This window comes from Sphingomonas faeni (assembly GCF_030817315.1).
GTDB classification, from domain to species: Bacteria; Pseudomonadota; Alphaproteobacteria; order Sphingomonadales; family Sphingomonadaceae; genus Sphingomonas; species Sphingomonas faeni_C.
In genome coordinates this window covers 2,860,571-2,885,993 of record NZ_JAUSZF010000001.1, presented here as the reverse complement: position 1 = coordinate 2,885,993, position 25,423 = coordinate 2,860,571, and the positions used below count along the sequence as shown (strand labels likewise).

27 protein-coding genes and 1 tRNA gene are annotated in these 25,423 nt (G+C 65.5%); 16 read left to right on the top strand and 12 right to left on the bottom strand.

From position 1 onward, the window contains the following. Positions 1–31: 31 nt before the first annotated feature. Both QFZ54_RS13445 and ung read right to left on the bottom strand, forming a co-directional pair. Positions 32–331, bottom strand: a complete 300-nt coding sequence (locus QFZ54_RS13445) for an alkylphosphonate utilization protein (protein ID WP_307087846.1) — start codon at positions 329–331, stop codon at positions 32–34. Continuing rightward, positions 328–1,026, bottom strand: a complete 699-nt coding sequence (gene ung, locus QFZ54_RS13440; protein WP_307087844.1) for a uracil-DNA glycosylase — start codon at positions 1,024–1,026, stop codon at positions 328–330. The genes QFZ54_RS13445 and ung overlap by 4 nt, the downstream gene beginning before the upstream one ends. 171 nt (positions 1,027–1,197) lie before the next feature. On the opposite strand from ung, the gene aguB reads away from it, so the two are divergent. Next, a complete protein-coding gene (aguB, locus tag QFZ54_RS13435; RefSeq protein ID WP_307089456.1) occupies positions 1,198–2,046 on the top strand; it encodes an N-carbamoylputrescine amidase in 849 nt (282 codons plus the stop codon). Positions 2,047–2,137: 91 nt separating this feature from the next. Here aguB and QFZ54_RS13430 read toward each other — a convergent pair whose 3' ends face one another. Beyond that, positions 2,138–2,872 (bottom strand): uracil-DNA glycosylase, encoded by a 735-nt coding sequence (locus QFZ54_RS13430; protein WP_307087842.1) that lies wholly within the window; start codon positions 2,870–2,872, stop codon positions 2,138–2,140. A gap of 22 nt (positions 2,873–2,894) precedes the next feature. Between QFZ54_RS13430 and folK the strand changes: the two genes are divergently transcribed. The 3 genes from folK (at position 2,895) to QFZ54_RS13415 (ending at position 4,235) form a co-directional block, all read left to right on the top strand. Continuing rightward, positions 2,895–3,404: a 2-amino-4-hydroxy-6-hydroxymethyldihydropteridine diphosphokinase gene (gene folK, locus QFZ54_RS13425; protein WP_307087839.1), complete on the top strand. Its 510-nt coding sequence runs from the start codon at positions 2,895–2,897 to the stop codon at positions 3,402–3,404. 21 nt (positions 3,405–3,425) lie between these two features. Further along, positions 3,426–3,501, top strand: a tRNA-Lys gene (locus QFZ54_RS13420). A gap of 239 nt (positions 3,502–3,740) precedes the next feature. Next, a complete protein-coding gene (locus QFZ54_RS13415; RefSeq protein ID WP_307087837.1) occupies positions 3,741–4,235 on the top strand; it encodes a phosphatase PAP2 family protein in 495 nt (164 codons plus the stop codon). Here the strand turns inward: QFZ54_RS13415 and galE are convergent. Next, complete coding sequence (galE, locus tag QFZ54_RS13410; protein WP_307087835.1) at positions 4,232–5,230, bottom strand: UDP-glucose 4-epimerase GalE; 999 nt, start codon at positions 5,228–5,230, stop codon at positions 4,232–4,234. The genes QFZ54_RS13415 and galE overlap by 4 nt on opposite strands. Positions 5,231–5,289: 59 nt before the next feature. Here galE and msrA point away from each other — a divergent pair, with 59 nt between their 5' ends. After that, positions 5,290–5,832, top strand: coding sequence for a peptide-methionine (S)-S-oxide reductase MsrA (msrA, locus tag QFZ54_RS13405; RefSeq protein WP_307087833.1), 543 nt, complete (start codon positions 5,290–5,292; stop codon positions 5,830–5,832). A 117-nt stretch (positions 5,833–5,949) separates the two neighbouring features. Here the strand turns inward: msrA and QFZ54_RS13400 are convergent, their stop codons facing one another. Beyond that, the gene (locus QFZ54_RS13400) at positions 5,950–6,960 is read right to left on the bottom strand and encodes an L-threonylcarbamoyladenylate synthase (protein WP_307087831.1); all 1,011 of its coding nucleotides are present in this window, start codon (positions 6,958–6,960) and stop codon (positions 5,950–5,952) included. Between the two features lie 46 nt (positions 6,961–7,006). On the opposite strand from QFZ54_RS13400, the gene QFZ54_RS13395 reads away from it, so the two are divergent. Both QFZ54_RS13395 and QFZ54_RS13390 read left to right on the top strand, forming a co-directional pair. Continuing rightward, on the top strand, positions 7,007–8,719 hold the full coding sequence (locus tag QFZ54_RS13395; RefSeq protein WP_307087829.1) for an acyl-CoA dehydrogenase: 1,713 nt from the start codon (positions 7,007–7,009) through the stop codon (positions 8,717–8,719). Between the two features lie 609 nt (positions 8,720–9,328). After that, entirely contained in the window at positions 9,329–10,144 is an 816-nt protein-coding gene (locus QFZ54_RS13390) for an arylamine N-acetyltransferase family protein (RefSeq protein ID WP_307087827.1), read from the top strand. Positions 10,145–10,397: 253 nt separating this feature from the next. Here the strand turns inward: QFZ54_RS13390 and QFZ54_RS13385 are convergent, their stop codons facing one another. Beyond that, on the bottom strand, positions 10,398–10,754 hold the full coding sequence (locus QFZ54_RS13385) for a GntR family transcriptional regulator (protein ID WP_307087825.1): 357 nt from the start codon (positions 10,752–10,754) through the stop codon (positions 10,398–10,400). A 38-nt stretch (positions 10,755–10,792) separates the two neighbouring features. After that, positions 10,793–11,368 (bottom strand): nitroreductase family protein, encoded by a 576-nt coding sequence (locus tag QFZ54_RS13380; protein WP_307087823.1) that lies wholly within the window; start codon positions 11,366–11,368, stop codon positions 10,793–10,795. Positions 11,369–11,486: 118 nt separating this feature from the next. On the opposite strand from QFZ54_RS13380, the gene QFZ54_RS13375 reads away from it, so the two are divergent. Next, the gene (locus QFZ54_RS13375; RefSeq protein WP_307087821.1) at positions 11,487–13,280 is read left to right on the top strand and encodes a peptide MFS transporter; all 1,794 of its coding nucleotides are present in this window, start codon (positions 11,487–11,489) and stop codon (positions 13,278–13,280) included. Positions 13,281–13,401: 121 nt separating this feature from the next. On the opposite strand, the gene QFZ54_RS13370 is transcribed toward QFZ54_RS13375, so the two are convergent. Together QFZ54_RS13370 and QFZ54_RS13365 are read right to left on the bottom strand one after the other, a co-directional pair. Further along, positions 13,402–14,394 (bottom strand): aldo/keto reductase, encoded by a 993-nt coding sequence (locus QFZ54_RS13370; protein ID WP_307087820.1) that lies wholly within the window; start codon positions 14,392–14,394, stop codon positions 13,402–13,404. Then, positions 14,369–15,643 carry a dicarboxylate/amino acid:cation symporter gene (locus QFZ54_RS13365; RefSeq protein WP_307087818.1) on the bottom strand — a complete coding sequence of 425 codons (1,275 nt, stop codon included), beginning with the start codon at positions 15,641–15,643 and terminating at the stop codon, positions 14,369–14,371. Before QFZ54_RS13365 ends, QFZ54_RS13370 begins: the two co-directional genes overlap by 26 nt. Before the next feature lie 68 nt (positions 15,644–15,711). Between QFZ54_RS13365 and glmM the strand changes: the two genes are divergently transcribed. The 7 genes from glmM (at position 15,712) to QFZ54_RS13330 (ending at position 22,478) form a co-directional block, all read left to right on the top strand. After that, complete coding sequence (gene glmM, locus QFZ54_RS13360) at positions 15,712–17,052, top strand: phosphoglucosamine mutase (protein WP_307089454.1); 1,341 nt, start codon at positions 15,712–15,714, stop codon at positions 17,050–17,052. Next, positions 17,052–17,264, top strand: a complete 213-nt coding sequence (locus QFZ54_RS13355; protein ID WP_307087816.1) for a DUF1272 domain-containing protein — start codon at positions 17,052–17,054, stop codon at positions 17,262–17,264. Before glmM ends, QFZ54_RS13355 begins: the two co-directional genes overlap by 1 nt. A 207-nt stretch (positions 17,265–17,471) precedes the next feature. Next, the gene (gene thiD / locus QFZ54_RS13350; RefSeq protein WP_307087815.1) at positions 17,472–18,395 is read left to right on the top strand and encodes a bifunctional hydroxymethylpyrimidine kinase/phosphomethylpyrimidine kinase; all 924 of its coding nucleotides are present in this window, start codon (positions 17,472–17,474) and stop codon (positions 18,393–18,395) included. Position 18,396: 1 nt separating this feature from the next. Further along, positions 18,397–19,035, top strand: a complete 639-nt coding sequence (locus tag QFZ54_RS13345) for a ribonuclease HII (RefSeq protein ID WP_307087813.1) — start codon at positions 18,397–18,399, stop codon at positions 19,033–19,035. Between the two features lie 175 nt (positions 19,036–19,210). Beyond that, entirely contained in the window at positions 19,211–20,350 is a 1,140-nt protein-coding gene (locus tag QFZ54_RS13340) for a site-specific DNA-methyltransferase (RefSeq protein ID WP_307087811.1), read from the top strand. A gap of 126 nt (positions 20,351–20,476) precedes the next feature. Beyond that, entirely contained in the window at positions 20,477–21,526 is a 1,050-nt protein-coding gene (gene folP / locus QFZ54_RS13335; protein ID WP_307089452.1) for a dihydropteroate synthase, read from the top strand. Between the two features lie 67 nt (positions 21,527–21,593). Further along, complete coding sequence (locus tag QFZ54_RS13330; RefSeq protein ID WP_307087809.1) at positions 21,594–22,478, top strand: bestrophin family protein; 885 nt, start codon at positions 21,594–21,596, stop codon at positions 22,476–22,478. Positions 22,479–22,592: 114 nt separating this feature from the next. On the opposite strand, the gene QFZ54_RS13325 is transcribed toward QFZ54_RS13330, so the two are convergent. The 3 genes from QFZ54_RS13325 to chrA all read right to left on the bottom strand — a co-directional run bounded on the left by QFZ54_RS13325 (position 22,593) and on the right by chrA (position 24,885). Further along, on the bottom strand, positions 22,593–22,880 hold the full coding sequence (locus QFZ54_RS13325) for a hypothetical protein (RefSeq protein ID WP_307087806.1): 288 nt from the start codon (positions 22,878–22,880) through the stop codon (positions 22,593–22,595). 193 nt (positions 22,881–23,073) lie between these two features. Beyond that, the gene (locus QFZ54_RS13320; protein WP_307087804.1) at positions 23,074–23,367 is read right to left on the bottom strand and encodes a hypothetical protein; all 294 of its coding nucleotides are present in this window, start codon (positions 23,365–23,367) and stop codon (positions 23,074–23,076) included. 291 nt (positions 23,368–23,658) lie between these two features. Further along, the gene (gene chrA, locus QFZ54_RS13315; protein WP_307087802.1) at positions 23,659–24,885 is read right to left on the bottom strand and encodes a chromate efflux transporter; all 1,227 of its coding nucleotides are present in this window, start codon (positions 24,883–24,885) and stop codon (positions 23,659–23,661) included. A gap of 24 nt (positions 24,886–24,909) precedes the next feature. On the opposite strand from chrA, the gene QFZ54_RS13310 reads away from it, so the two are divergent. After that, on the top strand, positions 24,910–25,407 hold the full coding sequence (locus tag QFZ54_RS13310) for a DoxX family protein (protein ID WP_307087799.1): 498 nt from the start codon (positions 24,910–24,912) through the stop codon (positions 25,405–25,407). Positions 25,408–25,423: the final 16 nt, after the last annotated feature.

Here is a 25,423-nt window from a genome sequence, read left to right as displayed (position 1 = left end):
CGATTAATCCCGCAGAATCAACGCGAAAGCCTCACCGCTTCCGGACAAACTCCGCCCGCAGCACCAGCCCCTTGATCCCCTCGTACCGGCAGTCGATCTCCTGCGCATCGCCGGTCAGCCGGATCGACTTGATCAGCGTGCCACGCTTCAAAGTCTGCCCCGCGCCCTTCACAGTCAGGTCCTTGATCAATGTCACCTGATCGCCGTCCGCGAGCACGTTCCCCACCGAATCCCGCACCACGACCGCGCCGTCATCCGTCGCCACAGCCGTCGCCGCGCCGCCAGCGACCCACTCACCAGTCGCTTCGTCATAGACATATTCGTCGCTCATCGGTCGGTCTCCGGCAGCGCCCAGTCGATCGGCGCGCGCCCATGGGTTTCGAGAAAGTCATTGGCCCGGCTGAACGGTCGCGATCCGAAGAACCCGGTCCGTGCCGCCAGCGGCGAAGGATGCGCGGACTGGATCACCAGATGCCGCCCGCCCGCCTTAACGTCATCGACGAACGCCGCCTTCTTCTGCGCATACGCCCCCCACAGCAGGAACACGACCGGTTTCGGCTGCGCGTTCACCGCGGCGATCACCGCATCGGTAAACCGCTCCCACCCGCGCTTCTGGTGCGACGCAGCCTCCCCCATCCGCACGCTCAGCACCGCGTTGAGCAGGAGCACGCCCTGCGCCGCCCAATGATCGAGCATGCCGTGGCGCGCCCGCGGAATGCCGAGATCCGCCTCGAGCTCCTTGTAGATGTTCACCAGGCTAGGCGGCGTCCGTACGCCTTGGCGTACCGAGAAGCTGAGCCCATGCGCCTGCCCCTCGCCATGATACGGATCCTGCCCCAGGATCACGACCCGCACCTGATCCAGCGGTGTCAGTTCCAACGCCCGAAACCGGTCCGCATCCTCCGGAAACACCCGAGTCCCCGCCACCCGCTCGGCTTCCAGAAACGCGTCGAGCGCCCGCATGTACGGCGCCTCGAACTCGGGGGCCAGCGCCTGCCAGCTCGGGGGAAGCTTGTGATCGATCATGACCGGCGCATGTCGGACAGGGCAGGGCAGTGTCAATCGCCGCCTTGTTCCCCCGCGAAGGCGGGGGCCCAGGATCACGCACGCTACCGCCCGAGACCCTGCACCCCCGCCTCCGCGGGGGAACAGCAAGAAGGCTCGCACTCCATGACACGTCACCTTATATGCGCCGCCATGACCGAGATCACCGTCGCCGCGCTGCAATTGGGCTTCACGCCCAACATCGACCGCAACATCGCCAACGTGTCGCGCCTCGTCCACGAGGCCGCCGCGAAAGGCGCGCAGGTCATCCTCCCGCCCGAACTCTTCGAAGGCGAGTATTTCTGCCGCGTCGAGAACGAGGGCCTCTTCGCCAACGCCGCGCCGGTCGGCGAGCACAAGGCGGTGCTCGCAATGCAGGCGCTCGCCGAAGCGCTCAAGGTCACCATCCCGACCAGCTTCTTCGAGGCGGACGGCCCGCATCATTACAACAGCCTCGCGATGATCGGCCCGGACGGCAACGTCCAGGGCGTCTACCGCAAGAGCCACATCCCCGACGGCCCCGGCTACGAGGAGAAGTTCTACTTCCGCCCCGGCAACACCGGCTTCAAGGTCTGGCCGCATCCCGCGGGCAAGCTCGGCGTCGGCGTCTGCTGGGACCAATGGTACCCAGAGACCGCCCGCGCAATGATGCTGATGGGCGCGGAAATCCTCTTCTACCCGACCGCGATCGGCAGCGAGCCGCATGACACCTCGCTCGACACCGCCCGTCTCTGGCGCCGCGCGATGGTCGGTCACGCCGTCTCGAACGTGGTCCCGATCGTCGCCGCCAACCGCGTCGGCGTCGAGCACGGCCAGACCTTCTACGGCACCAGCTTCATCGCCGACGAGCGCGGCGACATCCTCGCCGAGCTAGGCCGCGAGGACGAAGGCGTGATCACCGCGACGATCGACCTAGACATCGTCAAGCGCCACCGCGCCGCCTTCGGCTTCTTCCGCGATCGCCGCCCCGACCTGTACGGTCGCCTCGTTCAGGACATCTGACGCTGAGACTCGAGCCTACGAGCACGGCGCTAGTCAACGCCGTTGCGTCCCCCGTCATCCTGACTTTCGTTAGGATGACGGAAGAGCGCGTTCAAACCGTCTCGCGCAACGCCAACGCCCGCTTGAACACCGCGTCGAACATTTCCGCGGTCAGCACGCCGGTGTTCACGTTGTAGCGTGAGCAGTGGAAGCTATCGATCAGGATGCGACCGTCGGGCATGACATGCTCCGCGCCGTGCGCGAACCGCGCCTTGGGCAACCGCCCGCCGAGCATCTTGACCGCCGACTGGTGCGCGATATGCCCCAACGCGACGAACACGCGGGCGGTCGGCACGGCATCCGCCTGCGTCTCCAGGAACGGCCGGCAAGTGCGGATCTCTTCCGGCGTCGGCTTGTTCTCGGGCGGCAGGCATTTCACCGAGTTGAGGATGATCGCACCGTCGAGCGCGACGCCGTCCTCCACCTTCGCGCCATAGGTGCCGGTCGCCAGCCCGAACCGGCCGAGCGTCTCGAACAGGAACTGCCCCGAATAGTCGCCGGTGAACGCGCGGCCCGTGCGGTTCGCGCCGTGCTTGCCGGGCGCGAGGCCGATGATGCCGAGCCACGCGGCGGGATCGCCGAATGCGGGGACGGGCGCGTTCCACCACGTCGGGAACTCGGTCCGCAACTGTTCGCGCACCCCGACGAGGCGGGGGCAGAGCGGGCAATCGTGCGGCGGCTCGGTCTCGGGCAGCGCGGAAACCGGCGCGAAGACGGTCGTGACGTCGACCTCCTGGCCCTCGTCGACGTTTTCGGGAAGCTCGGTGGGGTAAGGTGTGGAATCCATGGGATTGCGCTAGGCGGACCAAATGTCGCCTGCAACCCCGCTCCCGCCGATCGCGCATGCTGCAACCCTCTACGCGGTGGCACTGGGCTCCAATCGACGTGGCCGCCATGGCAGCCCCGAATGCGAGATCGCGGCGGCTTTGGAGGCGCTCGGCAATATCATCGCCCGATCGCCGACCGCGGCCAGCGCGCCGTTAGGGCCCTCGAACCGCCGTTATGCCAATGCCGTCGCGCTGATCGAAACCGCGGAGGACCCGGCGACGCTGCTGGTCCGCCTCAAACGGATCGAACGCGCGTTCGGCCGTCGCCCCGGCCGCCGCTGGGGCAGCCGCGTGCTGGACCTCGACATCGTCCTCTGGTCCGGCGGCGCATGGTCGTCGCCCGGACTCACCGTGCCGCACGCAGCCTTCCGCACCCGCAGCTTCGTCCTCGCTCCCCTCGCGGGCCTCGTCCCGATATGGCGCGATCCGCTGACCGGCAGAACGATACGGCAATTGGCGCAATCGGTTGACCGAAAGCGGCCACGCGATTAGGTGCGCGGTCCACGATGGCGGGGGTCCGTAGCTCAGTTGGTAGAGCAAGCGACTTTTAATCGAGAGGTCCCGGGTTCGAGCCCCGGCGGACCCACCATCGACAGTGCGCGCCCCGAGGGCGCGCGGCGACGCCTGCCCGCGGTTCTCGCTGGTGCATCGGTCGCCGCGGTCGGCATCGTCTTCATCCTGCTCGTCGGTCTCGCGGTCGGCCATTGGCCGTTCGCTTTCGATCGCTCGATCATCCTCGGCCTGCGCGCCTGGGGTGGCCCGTCCTGGCTGCCGAAGGTCGCCGCCGACGTCACCGCGCTCGGCGGCGGCATCGTCCTGACGATCGTCGTGGTCGTCGTCACCGGGTTGCTGATCGTCCAGCGGCTATGGCTGACCGCACTCGCGACGCTGGCGGCCAGCATCACCGGTGGCCTCATCGTCGATTTCGTCAAGGCGCAGGTCAACCGCCCGCGCCCCGACATCGTCGAGCATCTCGTAACCGTCTCGAACATGAGCTTCCCGAGCGGGCATTCCGCGAACGGCGCGATCGTCTACCTCACGCTCGCGGGCCTCGCCTCGCAGGTGACCGAGCACCGCGCGGCGCGACGGTACCTGCTGGTCGTCGCGATCCTGCTGGTCGGCGCGATCGGGTGCAGCCGCGTGTATCTCGGCGTCCACTGGCCCAGCGACGTGCTGGCGGGCTGGAGCTTCGGCACGCTCTGGGCGCTCGCCTGGTGGCTCGCCACCGCCCGCGCCCGCCAGGCGATCGGCGGCGAGCGGCATGCGTTCGGCACCCCGCCCGCCGATCCGCCCGCCGACCTGCCCGCCGACCAGGCCTCTTAGCGGCCCTTCTCGGCCAGCGCCCGCTCCCACGCCAGCGCATCGCGGACGATACCGTCGAGGTCTGCGTGGCGCGGAGTCCAGTCGAGCCGCTCCAGGATCGCGCTGTTGTCGGAGATCAGCATCGCCGGATCGCCTGCGCGACGCCCCTCCAGCCGACGTTCGATCGTCATGTTCGTGACCTTGTCGACCGCGTCGAGAACCTCGAGCACCGAGAAGCCCTTGCCGTACCCCGCGTTGAGCGTGTGGCTCTTGGCAGGGTCGGCGACCAAAACCTCCAGCGCGGCGACATGCGCGGCGGCGAGGTCGGTGACGTGGATGTAATCGCGCACGCCGGTGCCGTCGGGGGTGTCGAAGTCGGTGCCATAGACGCCGACATGGCTACGCTTGCCGGTAGCCGCCTCGACCGCGATCTTGATCAGGTGAGTCGCGCCGACCGTCGACTGACCACTGCGACCCTTCGGATCCGCACCGGCCACGTTGAAGTAGCGCAGCGCCGCATAGTTCATCGGATGCGCCGCCGCGACGTCGCGCAGCATCGCCTCGGTCATCAGCTTGGACATGCCATACGGATTGATCGGCAAGGTCGGATCGCCCTCCGCGATCGGCACCTTGTCAGGCGTGCCATAGGTCGCAGCCGTCGAGGAGAAGATGAAGTGCGGCACGCCTTCGACCACCGCGCTCTCGATCAGCGCACGGCTGGCAGCGGTGTTGTTGCGGTAATATTTGAGCGGGTCGCTGACCGACTCGGGCACCACGACCGAGCCCGCGAAATGCATGATCGCCCTGACGTTATGCTCGCGGATCGCCGCGCGCACCTTCGCATCGTCGGCGACGTTCGCCTCGACCAGCGCGGCGCGGGAATCGACCGCCCAGTCGAATCCCGTGACGAGATTGTCGACCACGACGACCTCGTAACCCGCATCGAGCAACGCCAACACAGCGTGACTGCCGATATACCCGGCCCCGCCGGTGACCATAACCTTACCGTCGATCATACGTGTCTCCTCTTTGTTGCGCGGTAGCGACTTCCTACATTGGCGGAAAGGAGATCGTTATGACGGATTATGTAACGCTGGCGGGCGGTTGCTTCTGGTGCACCGAGGCCGTGTTCAAGGATGTGATCGGCGTCGAGAGCGCCGAGAGCGGCTATATCGGCGGCCATGTGCCCAATCCGACCTACAAGCAGGTCTGCGGCGGCGATACCGGTCACGCCGAGGCGATCCGCATCGGCTTCGACCCCGAACAGCTGAAGCTCGGCGACCTGCTCGACATCTTCTTCGCGACGCACGACGCGACGACGCTGAACCGCCAAGGCAACGACGTCGGCACGCAGTATCGCTCGGCGATGTTCCCGGCGGACGACGCGCAGAAGGCCGAGATGGAAGCGGCGCTGGAGCGGGCGCAGGCGGACTCGCCCAAGCCGATCGTCACGACGATCGAGCCGATGGACACGTGGTACGAGGCCGAGGGCTATCACCAGGATTACTGGGAAACGTCCGGCCGCTCGAACCCGTATTGCATGGCAGTGATCCCCCCCAAGCTGCAGAAGCTCCGCAAGAGCTTTGCGGCTCGGTCGAAGGCTGCCGTGAACGCGTAAGGCAGAATGGGTTCACGCGAAGGCGCAAAGATGTGGAGCGTGGGTAGCCCGTCCCGGCCTATCAAAACGCTTAAAACCTCTTCGCGCCTTTGCGCCTTCGCGTGAACCGATCTTCTTTCAACGATGAGCAGCACGGCGAAGACGGTCGTTGATCGCTTCGCCGATGCCGTCGAGCGGGATCGGCGCAACGGCGATTTTCCGGCTTTCGTTCGCGTCGGCGGCGTGGAGCAGATCGAACAGCTTGGCGGCGGCTTCGACGAGGTTTCCTGAAGCGGATAGGGTTATGTCGCCCGCGACGTCACCAAAACCGATCAGCCATTCGCCCGAATGTGCTTCGGTCGCATTCAACCGAAGCAACTTACTCGGCGCATAATGGCTCTCAAGCTGCCCCGGCGCCGTAACCGCACCCCCACTCCTCCCCGGCGAAGGCCGGGGCCCAATTGGGGGACGGTCATGATGGCCGCTATGCCCGGTTACATCCGACGTTCCAATTGGGCCCCGCCCTTCGCCGGGAAGGTGCTTTGTAATAAACTCCCCAGTAACCGGCCCTGGTCGCAGCACCGTCCGCCCCGCCACGATCGTCGACTCCAACCCAGCCTCGGTAGCCCCATCGTCGAGGATCAACGGCACGTTCCCCCCCAGACTCCCGGCAACATGCGCAGCCGTCGTCGGGCTGATCCCTCCACTCGCATTGGCCGATGGCGCTGCCAACGGCTTTCCAGAAGCCGCGATCAACCCCTGCATAGCCCGATGCCGCGGCACCCGCACAGCGATCGTCGCCAACCCCGCCGTCACCAGCGAAGCGATCCCCGAATCGCCCCTTACCGGCAGCACCAACGTCAACGGCCCCGGCCAGAACGCCGCCGCCAGCGCCCGAGCATCCGCATCGAACACGGCTATCCGCTCCGCCGCCGCCAGATCCGCCACATGCACGATCAGCGGATTGAAACTCGGGCGCCCCTTCGCCGCATAAATCCGCGCCACCGCCTCGGCATTCGTCGCGTCCGCCGCGAGTCCATACACCGTCTCGGTCGGCACCGCGACGATACCCCCGTCGCGAATCAGCGCGGCGGCCTCCGCGATCGCGGCCGTGCCGTAGGGTAAAATCCGAGGGTGTGGACGGGTCATTTCACAGGCGTATAGCGGGTCCAAACCGTAGCGATAAGAGGATGCGATGGCCTTCACTCCAGCAACCACCGAACAGCGTTTCTTGCTCGATCATGTCGTGCGGATCGGCGAGCTTGCCGACACCGAACGCTATGCCGCCGCCAGCGACGACGTGGTCGACGCGGTACTTGAAGGCGTAGGCCAACTCGCGGCGGGCGAATGGGCCCCGCTCAACCGCGCCGGCGACACGGTCGGTGCGAAATGGACCCCGGACGGCGTGGTCATGCCCGAAGGCTTCGCGCAGGCGTACAAGGATTATGTCGAGGGCGGTTGGGGCACGATCGGCGTCGAGGAGGAATGGGGCGGGCAGGGCCTCCCGTTCGCGATCCAGACCGCGGTGCTAGACACGCTCGGTTCGGCCAACATGGGCTTCGCGCTGTGCCCGACGCTGACCGTCGGCGCGATCGAGGCGCTCCAGCATCACGGCAGCCCCGAGCAGCAGGCGCTCTACCTCCCCCATCTCGCGACCGGCGAATGGACCGGCACGATGAACCTCACCGAGCCTCAGGCAGGCTCCGACGTTGGCGCCCTCCGCGCAACCGCGACGCCGCTGGGCGACGGCAAGTGGAGCATCAAGGGCACCAAGATCTACATCTCGTTCGGCGATCACGACATGGCGCCGAACATCGTCCACCTCGTCCTCGCCCGGACCCCCGGCGCGCCCGCGGGCACGAAGGGCATCTCGCTGTTCCTCGTTCCCAAATATCGCCTCAACGAAGACGGCACGCCGGGCGATTTCAACGACGTCCGCGTCGTCTCGATCGAGCACAAGATGGGCCTCCACGCGTCCCCCACCTGCGTGCTGAGCTTCGGCGACAACGACGACTGCATCGGCGAGCTGATCGGCGCCGAACTCGGCGGCATCCGCGCGATGTTCACGATGATGAACAACGCCCGCCTCAACGTTGGCCTTCAGGGCGTCCAGGTCGCCGAGGGCGCCACCCAAGGCGCGGTCGCCTATGCGCTCGACCGCGTGCAGTCGGCACGTGCCGGTTCGCCGAACAAGGAATCGGTCAAGATCGTCGAGCACCCCGACGTCCGCCGCATGCTGATGCGGATGAAGGCACAGACCCAGGCGGCCCGCGCGCTCGTCTACTACGCGGCCGGGCAGGTCGACCGCGCCAATCTCGGCGACCGTGCCGCGCGCAACCGCCTCGAACTCGTCACGCCGCTCGCCAAGGCGCACGGCACCGATCTCGGCAACGAGGTCGCATCGCTCGGCATCCAGGTCCACGGCGGAATGGGCTATGTCGAGGAGACGGGCGCCGCGCAGTATTTCCGCGATGCCCGCATCACGCCGATCTATGAAGGCACGAATGGCATCCAGGCGGCGGATCTCGTCGGGCGGAAACTCGGCCTCGACAACGGCGGTGCGTTCGCCGCGTTGATCGCCGACATCCGCGCGGAAGCGAAGGACGAGCGCCTGCTCGCCCTGGTCGACGCCTGCGAAGCGATCGGCCGCCGCCTCGCCACCGCGGATGCGGACGACAAGCTCGCCGCCAGCTATCCCTTCCTCACCATGCTGTCGGTCGCGACCTGCGGCTGGCTGATGGAGCGCCAGGGCGGCGTCGCCGGCACCGACGATTTCGGCCGGATGAAAGCGGCGGCGGTGCGCTTCTACCTCGACCAGATCGTCCCCGAAGCGATGGGCCTCAACGCGGCCGCGAACGCCAGCGCGGCGGTGCTGTATTCGATCGAAGCGGACTTGTTCGCGGCCTGATCGCGCGCCTCACTCCCCCCGTCATCCTGATGAAAGTCAGGATCCAGAGCCAAGCACGGCAACGCCTTTGGCTCTGGATCCTGGGTCGAGCTCAGGATGACGGGTAAGGTTGGGTGACGAACATTCCCCCGCCCGATCATGCCAAGGCGACACCTCTCGCGATCCTCCCCCGCAAGGGGGAGGTGGCACCGAAGGTGACGGAGGGGGAGGACGCGCAACGACGGTAAACCCTTACCGCCCCCTCCGTCTGGCAAGCGCCAGCCACCTCCCCCTGGCGGGGGAGGATCGCGTGGGGCGCCTCTGGTCGCTACAGTGCCAAACCACGCCGTCATGCCGGGCTCGTTCCGGCATCCACCGTTCCGCAGATCCGAGAGAAATGAGAACGCGGAACGGTGGTCCCCGGAACAAGCCGGGGTGACGGAGCGAGCAGGGATGGCGCCCCTTTTCCCGTTCGCCCTGAGCGTAGTCGAAGGGCATGCCCAACGCGCAGGTGCTTCGACTTCGCTCAGCACGAACGGGGGAGGAGGCGCTCACTCTAGCGGCACACCACTCGACGCCCCCGCCCAACGGACGGTATGGGGAAACAGAAAATCTCTGAAAGCCCGACCGATGTTCGACCTCGAAGCCTATCTCCTCCGTGTCGCCATGCCCGCACGCCCCACGCTCGACTCGATCGGCCTCGGCCGCCTCCAGCACGCTCACCGTCTCTCAATCCCGTTCGAGGATCTCGACGTCGTCCTCGGCCGCGGCATCGCGATCGACAGCGCCTCGGTCTTCGCCAAGCTCGTCACCGCACGCCGCGGCGGCTATTGCTTCGAGCATAACCGCCTCTTCCTGGATGCGCTCGAAGAACTCGGCTTCACCGCCCGCCCGGTGCTCGCCCGAGTCTGGATCGCCGCAACCGACGTGCCGCCGCTGACCCACACGTTCGCGCTGGTGACGATCGACGGCCAGGACTGGATCGCCGACACCGGTTTCGGCGGCAGCTACACGCCCGTCCTCCCGCTAGCCGACGGCGCCGAGGGCATGGCCCCGGACGGTGCACGCTTCCGCCTCGAAGCAACCGAACAAGGCTGGATGCTGTTCCGCGACGGTGACCCGATGACGACGGACGGACGGGGATCGGGCGACGGCTTCCAACCGCAATACAGCTTCACGCTCGCACCGGTGTTCGACGCGGACCTCGCAATGTCGAACCACTGGACCTCGACCGCCCCCGCCAGCCGCTTCACGCACACCGCGATCGCCAGCATCGTCCTCCCCAACGGCTTCGCCTCGCTGATCGGAAGAAACTATCGCCGGCGCTCCGGCACGGACACGACCGTCGGCGAGATCACCGATCCGCGCGTGTACCGCATCCGCATGAGCCTGTTGTTCGGCATCGACCTGAGCGTCGAGGATGTTGCGGCGCTGGGATTGTTCTGAAGCTTGGGTCCAGGCTCCGGGTCCCAAGCCCCAAGCCAAAGTCCGCCCCCCACTTCCGTTCGTGCTGAGTAGCGACCGAGTAGCTGCGCAAGCAGTGTATCGAGGGCGCGTATCGAAGCATGGGTTCCACGCGCCAACCTGTCCTTCGATACGTCCTCTCGATACGCGGCTTCGCCTCTACTCGATGACTACTCAGGACGAACGGGGGGAGGGTAGACGAGCAGAAAAGTAACCGAAGCAGCACCGGCGTAAATCAGACCCGCTCACGCTCCAGCAGATCGTGCGCATCCAGACCCAGTAAGTCGATATGCCCCAAAATCCTAGGCCACTGCGTCGTCACGAAATTCTCGCGCTCCGCCACCCGCAGCGCTTCCGCCGCGCCCGGCATCACGAACATCCCGACGCCGCGCCGGACCTCGACATAGCCGTCGTCCTGAAAGCTCTGATACGCCTTGGCGACCGTCAGCGGGTTCGCGCCCTGCTCTGCGGCGAACGCACGCACCGACGGCAACTGATCCCCCGCGCGATAGTCACCGCGAAGGATGCCCGCGGCGATTGTGCTGCGGAGGCGAATATATACGGGGCTGTCGTCGCTGCTGAGCGCTGTCATGCTGTTCTAATACAGCAATCGGGCGGAAAGTCGAGTGGTCAGGAACCCCAGTGGCTTACCAGCCGTGCCATATCCGGGCGAGGCCGTTCGTCGAGCGCGCGCGACGGCGTGCCGATGAACATGAACCCGGCGATCCGCTCCGACGCGGACCCGAACGCATCGCGCACAACGTCCGAATAGGCCGGCCACCCGGTCAGCCAGCCGCCCGCAAACCCTTCCGCATGGACCGCGTGAAGCAGGTTCATGCACGCCGCGCCCGCCGAAAGCTCCTGTTCCCACAGCGGAATCTTGCTCTCCTTCGGGGAGGACAGGACGACCACCAGGGTCGGCGCCTGATGCACGAACTGGTCGAGCGACTCGATTTCCGTCCGCGACGCCGTAGGCCGCTCCGCCAGATAGGCATCCGTAATCAGCGTCGACAGCGCCGCCCGGTGCTCCTCGCCGATCACCACGAACCGCCACGGCGCCAGCTTGCCGTGGTCGGGCGTGCGCGCCGCGATCTCCAGGATCGTCGCCAACTGATAGGAATCGGGGCCGGGCGCGATCAGGTCGCGCGGCTTTCCCGAGCGACGGGTGGCGAGCAGCGAGAGCGGCGTGGAGCGGTCGTTGAGCATGTGAGCTGAAATAGGCCTTGGCGTCTGATATTTACAGTCCGGGCTTTGTCGTTAAGTTGCGCGCGCATAACGGCCCCGGGTTCGACGGCGGCCAGTACGAGTTTCAGGGAGCGTAACAATGGTGGACACCCCGACCGCGGACACCCCGCGAGAGCCGGATATCACCCATATCAACCCGGCGTCCGGCGAAACCTGGTTCGGGCATCCCCGCCAGCTCGCGCGGCTGTTCACCACCGAGGCGTGGGAGCGGTTCGGCTATTACGGCATGCGCGCGCTGCTCACGCTGTATCTCACCAAGCATTTCGTGTTCGGCGACCGCGAGGCGACCGGGCTGTACGGTGGCTACACCGCGCTCGTGTACCTGACCCCGCTGATCGGCGGCTATCTCGCGGATCAGTATCTCGGCTCGAAGCGTGCGGTAAAGTTCGGCGCGATCATCATGGCGCTCGGCTATCTGCTCCTCTGCTTCGGCGGCGAGACCGCCAAGCCGTACGCGACGATCGCCAACCAGCGCTATGCGATCGAAGTCGTCGACCAGGCCGATAGCGAAGTCCGCTATCTCGTCGATGGCGCGAACAAGCTGAAGATCAAGGGTAACGACGACGGCACCGTCTCGCTGCTCGCACCCGACGGCTCGACCGCCCGCACGGTCGAGAAGGGCGGCTTCGAATCGGGCGCGGAACGCAGCAGCTTCTACGTCACGATCATGCTGCTCGCGCTCTGCATGATCTCGGTCGGCAACGGCTTCTTCAAGCCCAACATCTCGACGATGGTCGGCGAGCTCTACGCGCAGGGAGACAAGCGTCGCGATGCCGGGTTCACGATCTTCTACATGGGCATCAACCTGGGCTCGCTGTTCTCGCAGTTGCTCTGCCCGTTCCTCGCGGTCGCGGTCGGCTGGTGGGCGGGCTTCGGCCTCGCCGCGATCGGCATGTTGTTCTCGTGGGTGCTGATCCAGTTCGATGGCGGCAAGCTCAACGGTTACGGCGAGCCGCCCGTTCGCACCGGTCCCGATCGCGCACTCGGCATCTATGCGCTCGCGCTGCTCGGCATCCCGATCTTCTACCTGTTGTTCGTCAACCTCATGAACGCCGAGCCGCCGGTGCCGGGGTCGGGGATCGTCGGCTACATCGTCTCGCTGTCGCTGATGGGCAAGTTGCTGTTCGGCACGTTCCTGATCGCGGTCCCCGGCATCCTGATCTGGTCGTTCGTCAACGGCGAGCGTCGCGAGTTCCAGATGATGCTCGCGGCGATGGTGCTGATCGTGTTCAACGTCGTGTTCTGGACGTTGTTCGAGCAGGCCGGCTCGTCGCTGACCCTGTTCGCGGATCGCAACACCGATCTCAGCGTGTTTGGGCTGTTCAGCATCTCCGCCGGGCAGACGCAGTTCTTCAACGCGTTCTTCATCGTCGCATTGGCGCCGGTGATGTCGATCATATGGACCAAGCTCGCCGCGAAGGGCATCGAGCCGTCGATTCCGGTCAAGTTCGGCATCGCGCTGATCGGCGTCGGAATCGGCTTCCTGTTCCTCGTCTGGGGCGCGACCATGGTCGGGCCGACGTTCAAGGTCGCGATCTGGTGGCTCGCCGGGCTGTATTTCATCCACTCGTTCGCCGAGCTCTGCATTTCGCCGGTCGGTCTCAGCATGATCACCAAGCTGTCGATCGCGCGCGTCGTCGGGCTGATGATGGGCGTCTGGTTCCTGTCGATCTCGGTCGCACAGTATGTCGCCGGCGTCGTCGCGCAGGTCGCGAGCGTCGAGACGGTCGGCGGCCAGGTGACGAACCTGAAGGTCAGCCTCGATACCTATGCCGGCGTGTTCTGGACCATCGGCCTGATTTCGGCGGGCATCGGCGTGGTGCTGCTGCTGATCTCGCCGCTGATCAAGAAGTGGATGCACGGAGTCCAGTAACTCAGCAGATTCCCCTCCCGCTTGCGGGAGGGGCTAGGGGAGGGCGCGACGTACGTACCGGCGTCCGGCCTTTGAGGCGCACCCCTCCCCCGACCCCTCCCGCTAAGCGGAAGGGGAGCAGTCAGATCCGCGTCATCGATAACGCCTTCTCGCCGTAACGCGGCCCGGCAGTCCCGCCCCGAGGCGCCGCCGCATCCAGCTTCGCCAGATCGTCCGCAGTCAGCGCCACATCCGCCGCCTTCATGCTGTCCTCCAGCGTAACCCGCCGCTTCGACCCAGGGATCGGCACGATGTCGTCCCCCTGCGCCAACAACCAGGCAAGAGCCACCTGCGCAGGACTCGCCCCATGCGCGTCGGCGATAGACTTCACCACCGCCACCATCTCCATGTTCTTGGCGAAGTTCTCCTCCGAATACCGCGGATCGTTCCGCCGATAGTCGCCCTCCGGCAGATCCGAACGAGCCGCAATCTGCCCCGTTAGAAACCCCCGACCCAGCGGCGAATACGGCACGAACCCGATCCCGAGTTCGCGGCACAACGGCAGGATCGCCTCCTCCACGCCGCGCTCCCACAACGAATACTCGCTCTGCAACGCGGCGATAGGATGCGTCGCGGCAGCCCGCCGGATCGTGTCGAGCCCAGCCTCCGACAGCCCCAGATGCCGCACCTTCCCCTCGCGCACCAGCTCCGCCATCGCGCCGACCGTATCCTCGATCGGCACGCCCGGATCGACGCGGTGCTGGTACAGCAGGTCGATCGTCTCGACCCCGAGCCGCTTCAGCGATCCCTCGCAAGCGCGCCGCACATTGGCCGGCGTCGAGTCCACCCCGGTCATCCCGTTCTCATCATACCGGAACCCGAACTTGGTCGCGATCACGACGCCGTCGCGCTTGCCGCGGATCGCCTGGCCGATCAGTTCCTCGTTGACCAGCGGGCCATAGATCTCGGCGGTATCGAACAGCGTCACGCCCAGCTCGATCGCGCGGTGGATCGTGGCGATGCTCTCGTAGGCGTTGGCCTCGCCGTACATCCCCTTGCCAATACCGGCCATCGGCATGCAGCCGAGACCCAGCGCGGAAACCTCGAAATCAGGGCCGAGCGTGCGATACTTCATGCGGAATCTCCTGAGCGCCGTTCCCGTGATCGGACCGCGCTGCAACGGAGATGGTAACGGCGGTGTCCATCGTCACGTTCCCGACGGTGCGAAACAGGTCGGGTATGGTCTCCACCGCGATGAGCAGACCCAGCACCTCCAGGGGGATGCCCATCGCCAGCGCCACCGGCGCGACCGAGGCGACGAAGCTGATCGTGCCGGGCAGCGAGATCGACCCCATCGTCGTGATCGCCGCAGTCGCCACGCCAGCCGCCATCTGCCCAGGCCCGATCCGCAGCCCCAGCCAGTGCGCGACGTACAGCGCGACCGCGAGGTTCATCGCCGGGCTGGTCGCGCGGAACACCGCGACCGACAGCGGCAGGACGATCCCGGCGGTGGCGGGCGACGCGCCGAGATCGGTCGAGGCCTTCAGCATCGCCGGCAGCGAGGCGAGCGACGACTGCGTGCTGATCGCCACCGCCTGCGCCGGTGCGACCGCGCGCGCGAACCGGCCGAAGCCGACCCGGCCGCCGATCATCCCGATCGGATAGGCGGACAGCAGGACGACGAAGCCGATCGCCGAGACGCAGACGATATAGTGCAGCAACGCGCCGAACGCAGCCGTCCCGGTGCGCGCCCCGACGCCGTAGGCAAGCGCGAAGATGCCGATCGGTGCGAGCTTCAGCACCCATTTGATGATGATCAGCAACGCATCGACGACCGCCTGGAAGAAACCGGTCAGCACGCGGCGGCGATCGTCGGGCAGCTTCGTCACGGCAAAGGCGAACGCCAGCGCAAAGACTGTGAGCGGCAGGAACGAGTCGCTGGATGCCGCGGCAACGATGTTGGTCGGCACGATCGTGTCGAAGAATGCGCCGATCCCCGGCACCGGCCCGACCGGCGCGGCGCCCGTCAGCGCGGCGCGCAGTGCTGATCCGAGCGCATGCGGCAGTGGAAAGGCTTCCAGGATCAACGGCATGACCAGTGCCGACATGATCGTCGTGCTCCACAGGATGACGACGATCATCACCATCGCGCGTACGGTGATCCGCCCGGCGCGCGCCGCCTCGGTGGTCGCGCCGATCCCGGTCACGAGCAGCCCGACGACGAGCGGCACGATCACCATCTGCAATCCGTGCAGCCACGCCGACCCGATCGGCTGCGTCACCGCGGTCGCCGCGATCGCGTTCGCGGGCGACCAGGCGGCGGCGGCGATGCCGATCGCGATGCCGCCGATCAGGGCTGCGAGAATCCGTGTAGTCTGCGACATGCTCGCCCTTCGTGTTCGACCGCGCTATCAACGCGTCGAACACCGATACGGGACGGAAAGCGGACGCGATGGCAAGGAAATATTTCGGCACCGATGGCATTCGTGGCGCCACCAATACCTCGCCGATGACGGCAGAGATGGCAATGAAGGTTGGCATGGCCGCCGGAGCATACTTCCTGCGTGGTGATCACCGCCACCGCGTGGTGATCGGCAAGGACACGCGGTTGTCGGGCTATATGCTGGAATCGGCGCTGGTTGCAGGCTTTACCAGCGTCGGCATGGATGTGGTGATGGTGGGGCCGATGCCGACACCCGCGGTCGCGATGCTGACCCATTCGATGCGCGCCGATATCGGTGTAATGATCTCTGCTAGCCATAATGCTTACGCGGACAACGGCATCAAGCTGTTCGGTCCCGACGGCTACAAGCTGTCGGACGAAGCGGAGGAAGCGATCGAGGCGCTGATCGACGGTGACATTCCGCTCGTGCCGTCGAGCCAGATCGGCCGCGCACGGCGCATCGATGACGCACAGGGCCGTTACATCCACTTCGCCAAGTCGACCTTCCCCGAGAACCTCCGCCTCGACGGCATGCGGATCGTCATCGATTGCGCGAACGGCGCCGCCTACAAGGTCGCACCCGCAGCCCTGTGGGAACTGGGTGCGGACATCGTCGCGATCGGCGTGACGCCCAACGGCACCAACATCAACGACGGCGTCGGCTCGACCGCCCCGCAGGCGCTCGCCGAGGCCGTAGTCGCGAACGGCGCCGACATCGGCATCGCGCTCGACGGCGATGCGGACCGTCTGATCGTGGTCGACCAGACCGGCACGATCGTCGACGGCGACCAGCTCATGGCGACGATCGCGGCAAGCTGGGCGCGGCAGGGCCGGCTTGCCGGCGGTGGGCTGGTTGCAACGGTCATGTCGAACCTCGGACTGGAGCGGCATCTCGCGGCACAGGGCCTGGGGCTGGTCCGGACCAAGGTCGGCGACCGTCATGTCCTCGAGAAGATGCGCGCGAGCGGCTATAATGTCGGCGGCGAACAGTCGGGCCACATCATCCTCACCGATTATGCCACCACCGGCGACGGCCTGGTCGCGGCGTTGCAGATCCTGGCCGAGGTCAAGCGCTCGGGCGCCCCTGCGAGCGAGGTGCTCCACCGCTTCGAACCGTTGCCGCAGCTCCTGAAGAACGTCCGGTTCGCCGGCGGCAAACCGCTCGACGACGATGCCGTAAAAGCAGTAATCGCCGATGCCGAAGCCGAACTTGCCGGCACGGGACGCCTCGTGATCCGCCCGTCCGGCACCGAACCCGTGATCCGCGTGATGGCCGAAGGCGACGACCCCGGCCAGGTCGAACGCGTCGTCGACCGGATCTGCGACGCCGTGCGAAAGGCCGCTGCCTGATGCTCGAAATGCGCCCCGTGTGCGAACGCTGCACCACAGACCTCCCCGCGGACTCGCCGGGCGCGTTCATCTGCTCGTTCGAATGCACCTTCTGCGCGGAATGCGCCGACGCGCTCGACGAACGCTGCCCGAACTGCGGCGGCGAATTGCTGGACCGTCCGACCCGGCTGGGCGAAGCGCCGCCGCAGAAGCCGGCGGGCGGGCGGCACTAGGGGGCGGTTTCGCAAACGTCCACCAGAGTGCGGGCACCACCCCGCCGAAGGGGGGTGAACCTCTGTCCTACACACCAACGATTATGCCATAGCGATCTCCATGACCGCCAACCTCGCCAAACCCCGCTCGGCAGCCTCAAACAGCCACCCGACGAAACCACGCGAGCGTCTATACTTCCTATACTTCACTTTTCCCGGCGCTCCCCGATGACCGCCAGAATCCTCATAATAGCCGGCTCGGACTCGGGCGGCGGCGCGGGCATCCAGGCCGATATCAAGACCGTGACGATGCTCGGCGGCCACGCAATGACCGCCATCACGGCGATCACCGCACAGAACACGCTAGGCGTGCAGGCGGTCCACCAGATCCCGACCGACATGGTCCTCGCGCAGATGGACTCAGTCGTCTCGGACATCGGCGTAGACGCAGTAAAGATCGGCATGATCGGCTCGGCCGAAACCGCCCACGCCGTAGCCGCATATCTAGAACGTCTTTCCCCCCTCCCTGAAAGGGAGGGGCCGGGGGTGGGTCGGCCGATGGGCGAGCGCGACACCAGCCCCAAACCAACCCACCCCCAACCCCTCTCTTCCGTGGAGGGGCGCAGGCTCCCCATAATTTTCGACCCGGTGATGATCGCCACCAGCGGCTCGGTCCTCGCGGACAGCGACACGATAGCCGCCTTCACCCGCCTCATGCGGATCGCCACGCTCGTAACCCCCAACCTCCCCGAACTAGCAGCCCTCGGCGGCGAGACTGCCATCCGCGCACTATGCCCAGCCGTCCTCATAAAAGGCGGCCACGCCGAAGGCCCCTCCGTCACCGACCGTCTCGTCACCGACGCCGGCGAAATGCGGTGGACCAACACCCGCATTGAAACCCGCCACGCCCACGGCACGGGCTGTACCCTAGCCAGCGGGATCGCGACGGGGCTTGCCCAGGGCATGACGCTCGACGACGCAATAGATCGAGCCATCGCGTTCGTCCGCGCCGCACTTGCAGCCGCTCCAGGTATCGGCCAAGGGCACGGCCCGATGGGCCACGGGCTCGACACTATCCCCTTTTCCCACCTGCTTGCGGCAATGGACCCCGATGGCTGGGATGCGCAGGCTTTCGCCGCGCGATGGAGCTAAAATGCCCGGCATGAAACACGAAAAGCTCTGCGTCGGCCCCGTCGCCGGCGTCGACGAAGCCGGCCGCGGCCCCCTCGCCGGACCGGTCGTAGCCGCCGCCGTGATCCTGCCCGCAAAAGGCGTCCCCCGCGGCATAGACGATTCGAAGAAGCTATCCGCTTCCGAACGCGAACGGCTCTGCGCGCGCCTGAAGGGCTGCGCGATCGTAGGCATCGGCATCGTCCAGCCGGAAGAGATCGACACGCTCAACATCTACTGGGCGACGATGAAGGCGATGACGCTCGCGGTCGACGCGCTGGCGATCGAACTCGGCCAGGCACCCGGTCACGTCCTCGTCGACGGCAACCGCTTGCCCCGCTGGACCTACCCCGCCACGCCCCTCGTCGGCGGCGATGCGAAATCACTGTCGATCGCCGCCGCATCGATCGTCGCCAAGCACACGCGCGACCTCATCATGATCGCCGCCGCCGACGTGCACCCCGAATATAACTGGCATTCGAACAAGGGCTATGGCTGCGCGCACCACATGAAAGCGCTTCGCGACCATGGCCCCACACCGATTCATCGCCGCAGTTTCGCCCCCGTCGCCGCCGCCTATCTCGCCCGTGAGGGACTTTTCGCAAAGGAAACGACGAGCTGAGTCTTTCGCGCCACACCCCAAGGGCTTGAGCCGCGAGTCTCCTACGACTCAACATCTGGACGACGGCGACTCGATTGGCCGCAACGTAAGAATCCGGCCGAAACGCCGTTAACGAAAGTTTGCTTGACGGAGTCGGACAATTCCGCAGCTATGGGCGCGACAAGGGGCGGAAAACATGGGTTTGATCGACACGATCGCACGGCCGCGTGCGAAGAAGACAGTGGAGCCGGCGGTTCAGGCCGTCCTTCCACTCGACCAGATCCTTCGCGGCGACTGCATCGAGCATATGAAGGCGCTCCCGTCGAACTCCATCGACATGATCTTCGCCGACCCGCCGTATAACCTCCAGCTCGGCGGCGAACTCTATCGCCCCGACGGCAGCCATGTCGACGCAGTCACCGACGACTGGGACAAGTTCGACACATTCGCCGCGTACGACCGCTTTACCCGCGCCTGGCTCAAGGAAGCGCGCCGCATCCTCAAGGACGACGGCGCGCTCTGGGTCATCGGCAGCTACCACAACATCTTCCGCGTCGGCGCGGCGGTGCAGGATCTCGGTTACTGGATCCTCAACGACATCGTCTGGCGCAAAACCAACCCGATGCCCAACTTCCGCGGCACCCGCTTCACCAACGCGCACGAGACGCTGATCTGGGCGTCGAAGGGGGAGAAGGCAAAGTACCACTTCAACTACCGCGCGATGAAGACGCTCAACGACGAGCTCCAGATGCGCAGCGACTGGGAATTCCCGACCTGCGGCGGCGCCGAGCGGTTGAAGAAGAACGGCACCAAGGTGCATCCTACGCAGAAGCCCGAGGCGCTGCTCTACCGCATCCTGCTGGCGTGCACGAAGCCCGGCGACGTGGTGCTCGACCCGTTCTTCGGCACCGGCACCACCGGCGCGGTGGCCAAGCGCCTCGGCCGCAGCTGGATCGGCATCGACCGCGAAGGCGATTACATCGAAGCCGCGCAGGAGCGGATCGAGGCGGCGCTCCCCCTGGACGAGTCCGCGCTGGCAACGATGATGAGCCCCCGTACCCAACCCAAGGTCGCGTTCGGCGTGCTCGTCGAGAACGCGTATCTCGCCCCCGGCGCGGTGCTGACCGACTCGAAGCGGCGGTGGCGCGCGACGATCCGCGCGGACGGCTCGCTGCTCAGCGACTGCGGCACGATCGGCTCGATTCATAAGCTCGGCTCGACTCTCCAGAACGCCCCGGCCTGCAATGGCTGGAGCTTCTGGCATTACGAGAGCGACAAGGGCCTGAAACCGATCGACGACCTCCGCCAGACGTACCTGCTGGCAACGACGGTCTGACGTCTTGCTCCCCTCCCTGGAAGGGAGGGGCTGGGGGTGGGTTGGCTGCGTATCAGGCAATACGTAAACCAACCGGCCGACCCACCCCACCCCCTCCCTTTCAGGGAGGGGAGCAGGAGAACGATCATCCACCTCCGCCCCGTCCAGTTCGTCGACACCCCGATCGGCCACCCAGACGGCAGCGTCGCGCGTCTCGCTGGCGGCCTGCAATGGTTCGCCGCATACGAGATAATCGAAGGCCGCGCCCGCCGCACCATTCCCGTCGCCCAAGTCGCCACGCTAGGTGACCGTGCCCAGCACCTCCACGCCGCCATCACCGCGCCCCGTGCCGCACTTCAACTCGGCGAACGCACGCTCCGCTTCGACCAGCCGATCGTCGCCGGCATCCTCAACGTCACCCCCGACAGCTTCTCGGACGGCGGCGAGCATGTCGACGATCCCGCCGCAGCGGCCGCAGCCGGCATCGAGATGGCCGCCGCCGGCGCGACGATGATCGACGTCGGCGGCGAATCCACCCGCCCCGGCGCTGCCGCGGTATGGGAAGGCGACGAGATCGCCCGTCTCGTCCCCGTCGTCGAACGCCTTGCCCAAGCTGGCGCAATTATCTCGGTCGACACGCGCAAGGCCGCCGTTATGGAGGCGACGCTCGCCGCCGGCGCGCACATCGTCAACGACGTCGCCGCGCTCCTGTGGGACGACCGCGCGCTCGACGTCGTGGCGGAAAACGGCTGTCCCGTCGTCCTCATGCATTCGCCCGACCCCAAGAAAGGCGGCCACGGCGACGGCGGCTATACGAATGTGCTTACCGACGTGTTCGACTGGCTCGAAACCCGTATCGCCGCGGTTGTCGCCAGCGGCGTCGACCGGTCGCGAATCATGGTTGATCCCGGCATCGGCTTCGGCAAGGCGCTGGCCGAGAACCTCGCGCTGCTCAACGGCCTCGCAATCTTCCACGGGCTCGGCTGCCCGATCATGCTCGGGGCCAGCCGCAAACGCCTGATAGGCGCGCTTTCGAACGAGGCCCCGGTCGACCAGCGTCTCGCCGGTTCGCTTGCGCTGGCGCTCAAGGGCGCAGAGGCTGGCGTCCAGATCCTGCGCGTCCACGATGTCGGCGAGACGGTGCAGGCCTTGAAGATCTGGCGCGGCCTGCGCGATCAGTCGCTTGTAGCCGGCTGATCATCGCTGCATTGCAGCGCAACGCCTCTTCGCGCATTAAAAGCTTTGATAACAAGGGAGCTTTGGTTTGATCGTCACCGCAACACCGCGCCTCAGCCAAATTTTGAGCGAGGTCTGGCGCCCGCTGCTGGGCCTGTTCGTCTGGGACGTGGTCGTCACGATCACCTATTATGTCCTGCCGTTCCATGCGCCGGCGCTGCCCCTCACGTTGTTCGGCACGGCCCTCGCGCTGTTCCTCGGCTTCCGCGACAATTCGGCGTATCAACGCTGGTGGGAAAGCCGTGGCCTCTGGGGGCTGATGATCAACGCATCGCGCAGCTTGGCGCGTATGGCCCGCAACATGCTGCCCGAGCCCGAGGGCCACGACATGAAGCGGACCATCGTTCTCCGCCAGATCGCCTATGTGAACGCGCTGCGGTGCCAGTTGCGCAAGCAACCGGCGGCACCCGAGGTGCTGCGCTTCTTGTCGAAGGAAGAGGCTTCGTTCGCGCTCGATCGTACCAACATCGCCAACGGCCTGCTCGACGGCACCGGCCGTCGGATCGATATCGCACGGCGCAACGGCTGGATCGACACCATCCAGCAGACCCAGTTCGAGGCGATTCTGGTCGATATCGCCAACGCACAGGGTGGCATGGAGCGAATCAAGAACACGCCGTTGCCCAATCAGTACCGGTTTTTCCCGAGCTTGTTCACGCGCCTGTTCTGCATTCTGTTGCCGATCGGCCTAGTCGAAACGCTGGGGTTCGCGACGCCGATCGGTTCGACGATCGCCGGCCTGATGTTCCTGGCGGTATTGCAGATCGGCGACGATCTGGTCGATCCGTTCGCGGACACGATCCACGACGTGCCGCTGAACGCGATGTGCCGGACCGTCGAGATCGACTTGCTGCAAGCAATCGGCGATCCTGCTCCCGAGCCGTTGCAACCGGTGCACGGCGTGCTGTGGTAGAGTTGGCAGCTGACGCAGTGGCGTCGTCGGACGTCGGCGATCGTACCTCGATAGTTTCGTCGAGCGGCGCAAAGGGGTTTAAGTTGGGTTACGCCAAGTACGTTGTCACAAACGTCAGGACTTTATAGGCAGCGTGTGTCGCCGCGGGACGGTCTTTGTATCAGTGAAGTCGAGGGTCTCGAACCCTTGGTCGGCTACCCGACGGTTGATCAGGCTCCCTTTAGGCGTGACGTACTTCGACCGACGAGTGACGCGCTCGACCCGGTAAAGACCGCTCACCAATGGCGTGGGACCATCTGCCGCCCCGGCGAAACGTGCATATCGACGGCTTTTGATCTGCGCCAGGATCTGATGCGCCCAGAGATGGCTTTTCGAGCCGCGAAGAATTTCGACCTCGTCCACGTCGCAAGCATCGCGGCCTTGCCTTCTCCCGCCGCCAGTGCGCTACGCTCGGTTGCCCGATAGGCGCCGTCAGCCTGCCGATAGTTGCCGAGCTTGATCCACATGTCGCCCAGTGCGGCGACGCGGTCACCACAGCCGGGTCACTCGCGGGCAGGTTATCACGCAACGTCCGAACCTGCCTCCCGTACGAATCTTAATCACCCTCGTAAAGCGCCACCGTGGCATAAGCTTCGTACAGGGCAGCGACCGGTTTGGGTGCGGTCTTCGCATAGGTGCGGTTCCGTGCCACGGCTGCCGACAGAGTATGCTTTGCATCGAGGTAACGACCTTCACGAAATTGAAGCTCGGCAAACGCGATCGACACCTGCGCATCACGTAACGGTGTGCACGAACCACGGTGGCAGGTGGCATACTCTTCCGCCAGGCGCTTTCCCGACACGATGATATCTGGCGAGGGCAGTTGAAGAAGCATCAACAACACGAGCATCACCGACTCCAATCGACAGCGACCTGAAATAAACAGTCTGCGAGAGTTGAATGCTGGAGGCAAGAACGCTTACACCCAAACGCTTAGTCGAGCGATCCAGGCTTCCGAGAACAGTCATTCGTTGAGCGCGATCATTCTCATTTCTCCATCGCCCAACGATAATTCGGGAACGGATAATCGGGGAAAGATTCTGCGAACGCGGCTATCGCAAACGGCCGTCCCATAGCTCCGCCAAACCAAGCTTCGTCGATTTTGGTGAGTGCGGTTCGAAGCCAAGTTTGGCACCGTTTTTCACACGGCAAGAGTCAATTGCAGCGACTGGGGAATTGCGAGCAGCACGACGAGTATAATCACGACGATTGGCGGCGCTCTCCAGACCGTTAGTAAAATGAAGCTGGCAGCGACGATGGCAAAGTCATAAGGGCTGACCACTGCGCTGACCCACACCGGGTTGTAGAGTGCGGCGCCGAGGATACCGACGACGGCGGCGTTGACGCCGTGTAGCGCGGCTTGTGCCGCAGGGCGAGCACGGAGCGTTTCCCAAAACGGTAGCGCCCCCACCAGGATCAGGAGGCCGGGAAGGAAAATCCCGACGAGAGCCACACCGGCACCGATCATCCCGCGTGGAATGGGAGCGACCAATGCGCCCAGATAGGCGGCGAAGGTGAACAACGGCCCCGGCAAGGCCTGCGCTACGCCATAGCCCGCGAGGAACGTTGTATCGTCGGTCCAGCCGGGTTCGACTACGGCGGCTTGTAGCAGCGGCAACACGACATGGCCGCCCCCGAACACCAGCGCGCCTGATCGATAGAAGGCGTCGAACAGCGTTAATTCCTGCGACCCCAGAGCCTCGGCGAGCAGCGGCAACCCGACGAGTAGAAGCATGAAGACGGCGAGACATGTTACGCCGACTTTACGAGGCACCGCAAACCGCACCCGCCCACCCGGGGCGAGTGCGACGGCACGGCAGAGCAAGAGACCGCCCATCGCGCCGACTCCAATCGCCGCAACCTGTCCCCACGCTCCATTGAGCAACGTCACCACGGCGAGCGCGGCAAGCGCCAGCCCTGCACGGGATCGATCGGGCGTGAGCGTGCGCCCCATGCCCCAGACAGCTTGCGCGACGATCGCAACCGCTACGAGTTTGAACCCGTGAATAGCGGCTGAGCCAATCGGCCCTTCAAAGCTTGACGCTCCATAGGCGAACAGGAGCATCAGGAACGCCGAGGGCAGCGTGAATGCCGCCCAGGCTGCAAGCGCGCCAAGTGGCCCCGCCCGCATCAGTCCGAGTGCGAACCCGACCTGGCTTGAGGCCGGGCCCGGTAGAAACTGGCAGAGCGCTACCAGATCCGCGTAGCCCGCTTCGTCGATCCAGCGACGCCGCACCACGAACGATTCACGGAAATAGCCGAGATGCGCGATTGGCCCTCCGAATGAGGTGAGGCCGAGCTTGAGGAACGCGACGAACACTTCGCCCACGTTACCACGACCGCCGGCAAGGATCCTTTGCTCGCTCATCATCGGATGCTGTATAGCCGCGCCATGTTCCAGCGCATCATCGATAGCACCGCCAGTCCATGGACCATCCTTATCCGGTTGGCGGTTGGGCTGGTCGTATTTTTCCCGGAGGGTATCCAGAAGCTGGTCTTTCCCGACATTCTGGGAGCCGGCCGTTTCGCAAAGATTGGCATTCCATACCCCGAGTTGATGGGACCGTTTATCGGCGGAGTGGAACTCGTCTGCGGTGTACTCATCATCGTCGGCTTGTTCACGCGGCTTGCGTCAATTCCGTTGATCGTGACCATGATCGTGGCGCTGATCGCGACCAAGCTTCCTATCCTGCTGGGGCACGGGTTCGGGCCATTCAGTCTCCCCGACTTCAAGCGTTACGGGTTTTGGAGCGCACAGCACGAGAGCCGAGCCGACCTCACCATGCTGCTCGGATGCCTGTATCTACTCGTTGTTGGAAGCGGGCGCTGGTCGATCGATAGGCTTCTCGACCGAAACGCCACCGATCGGACCGGAACCGAACGGATTTGACCCCAAACCAGCCATT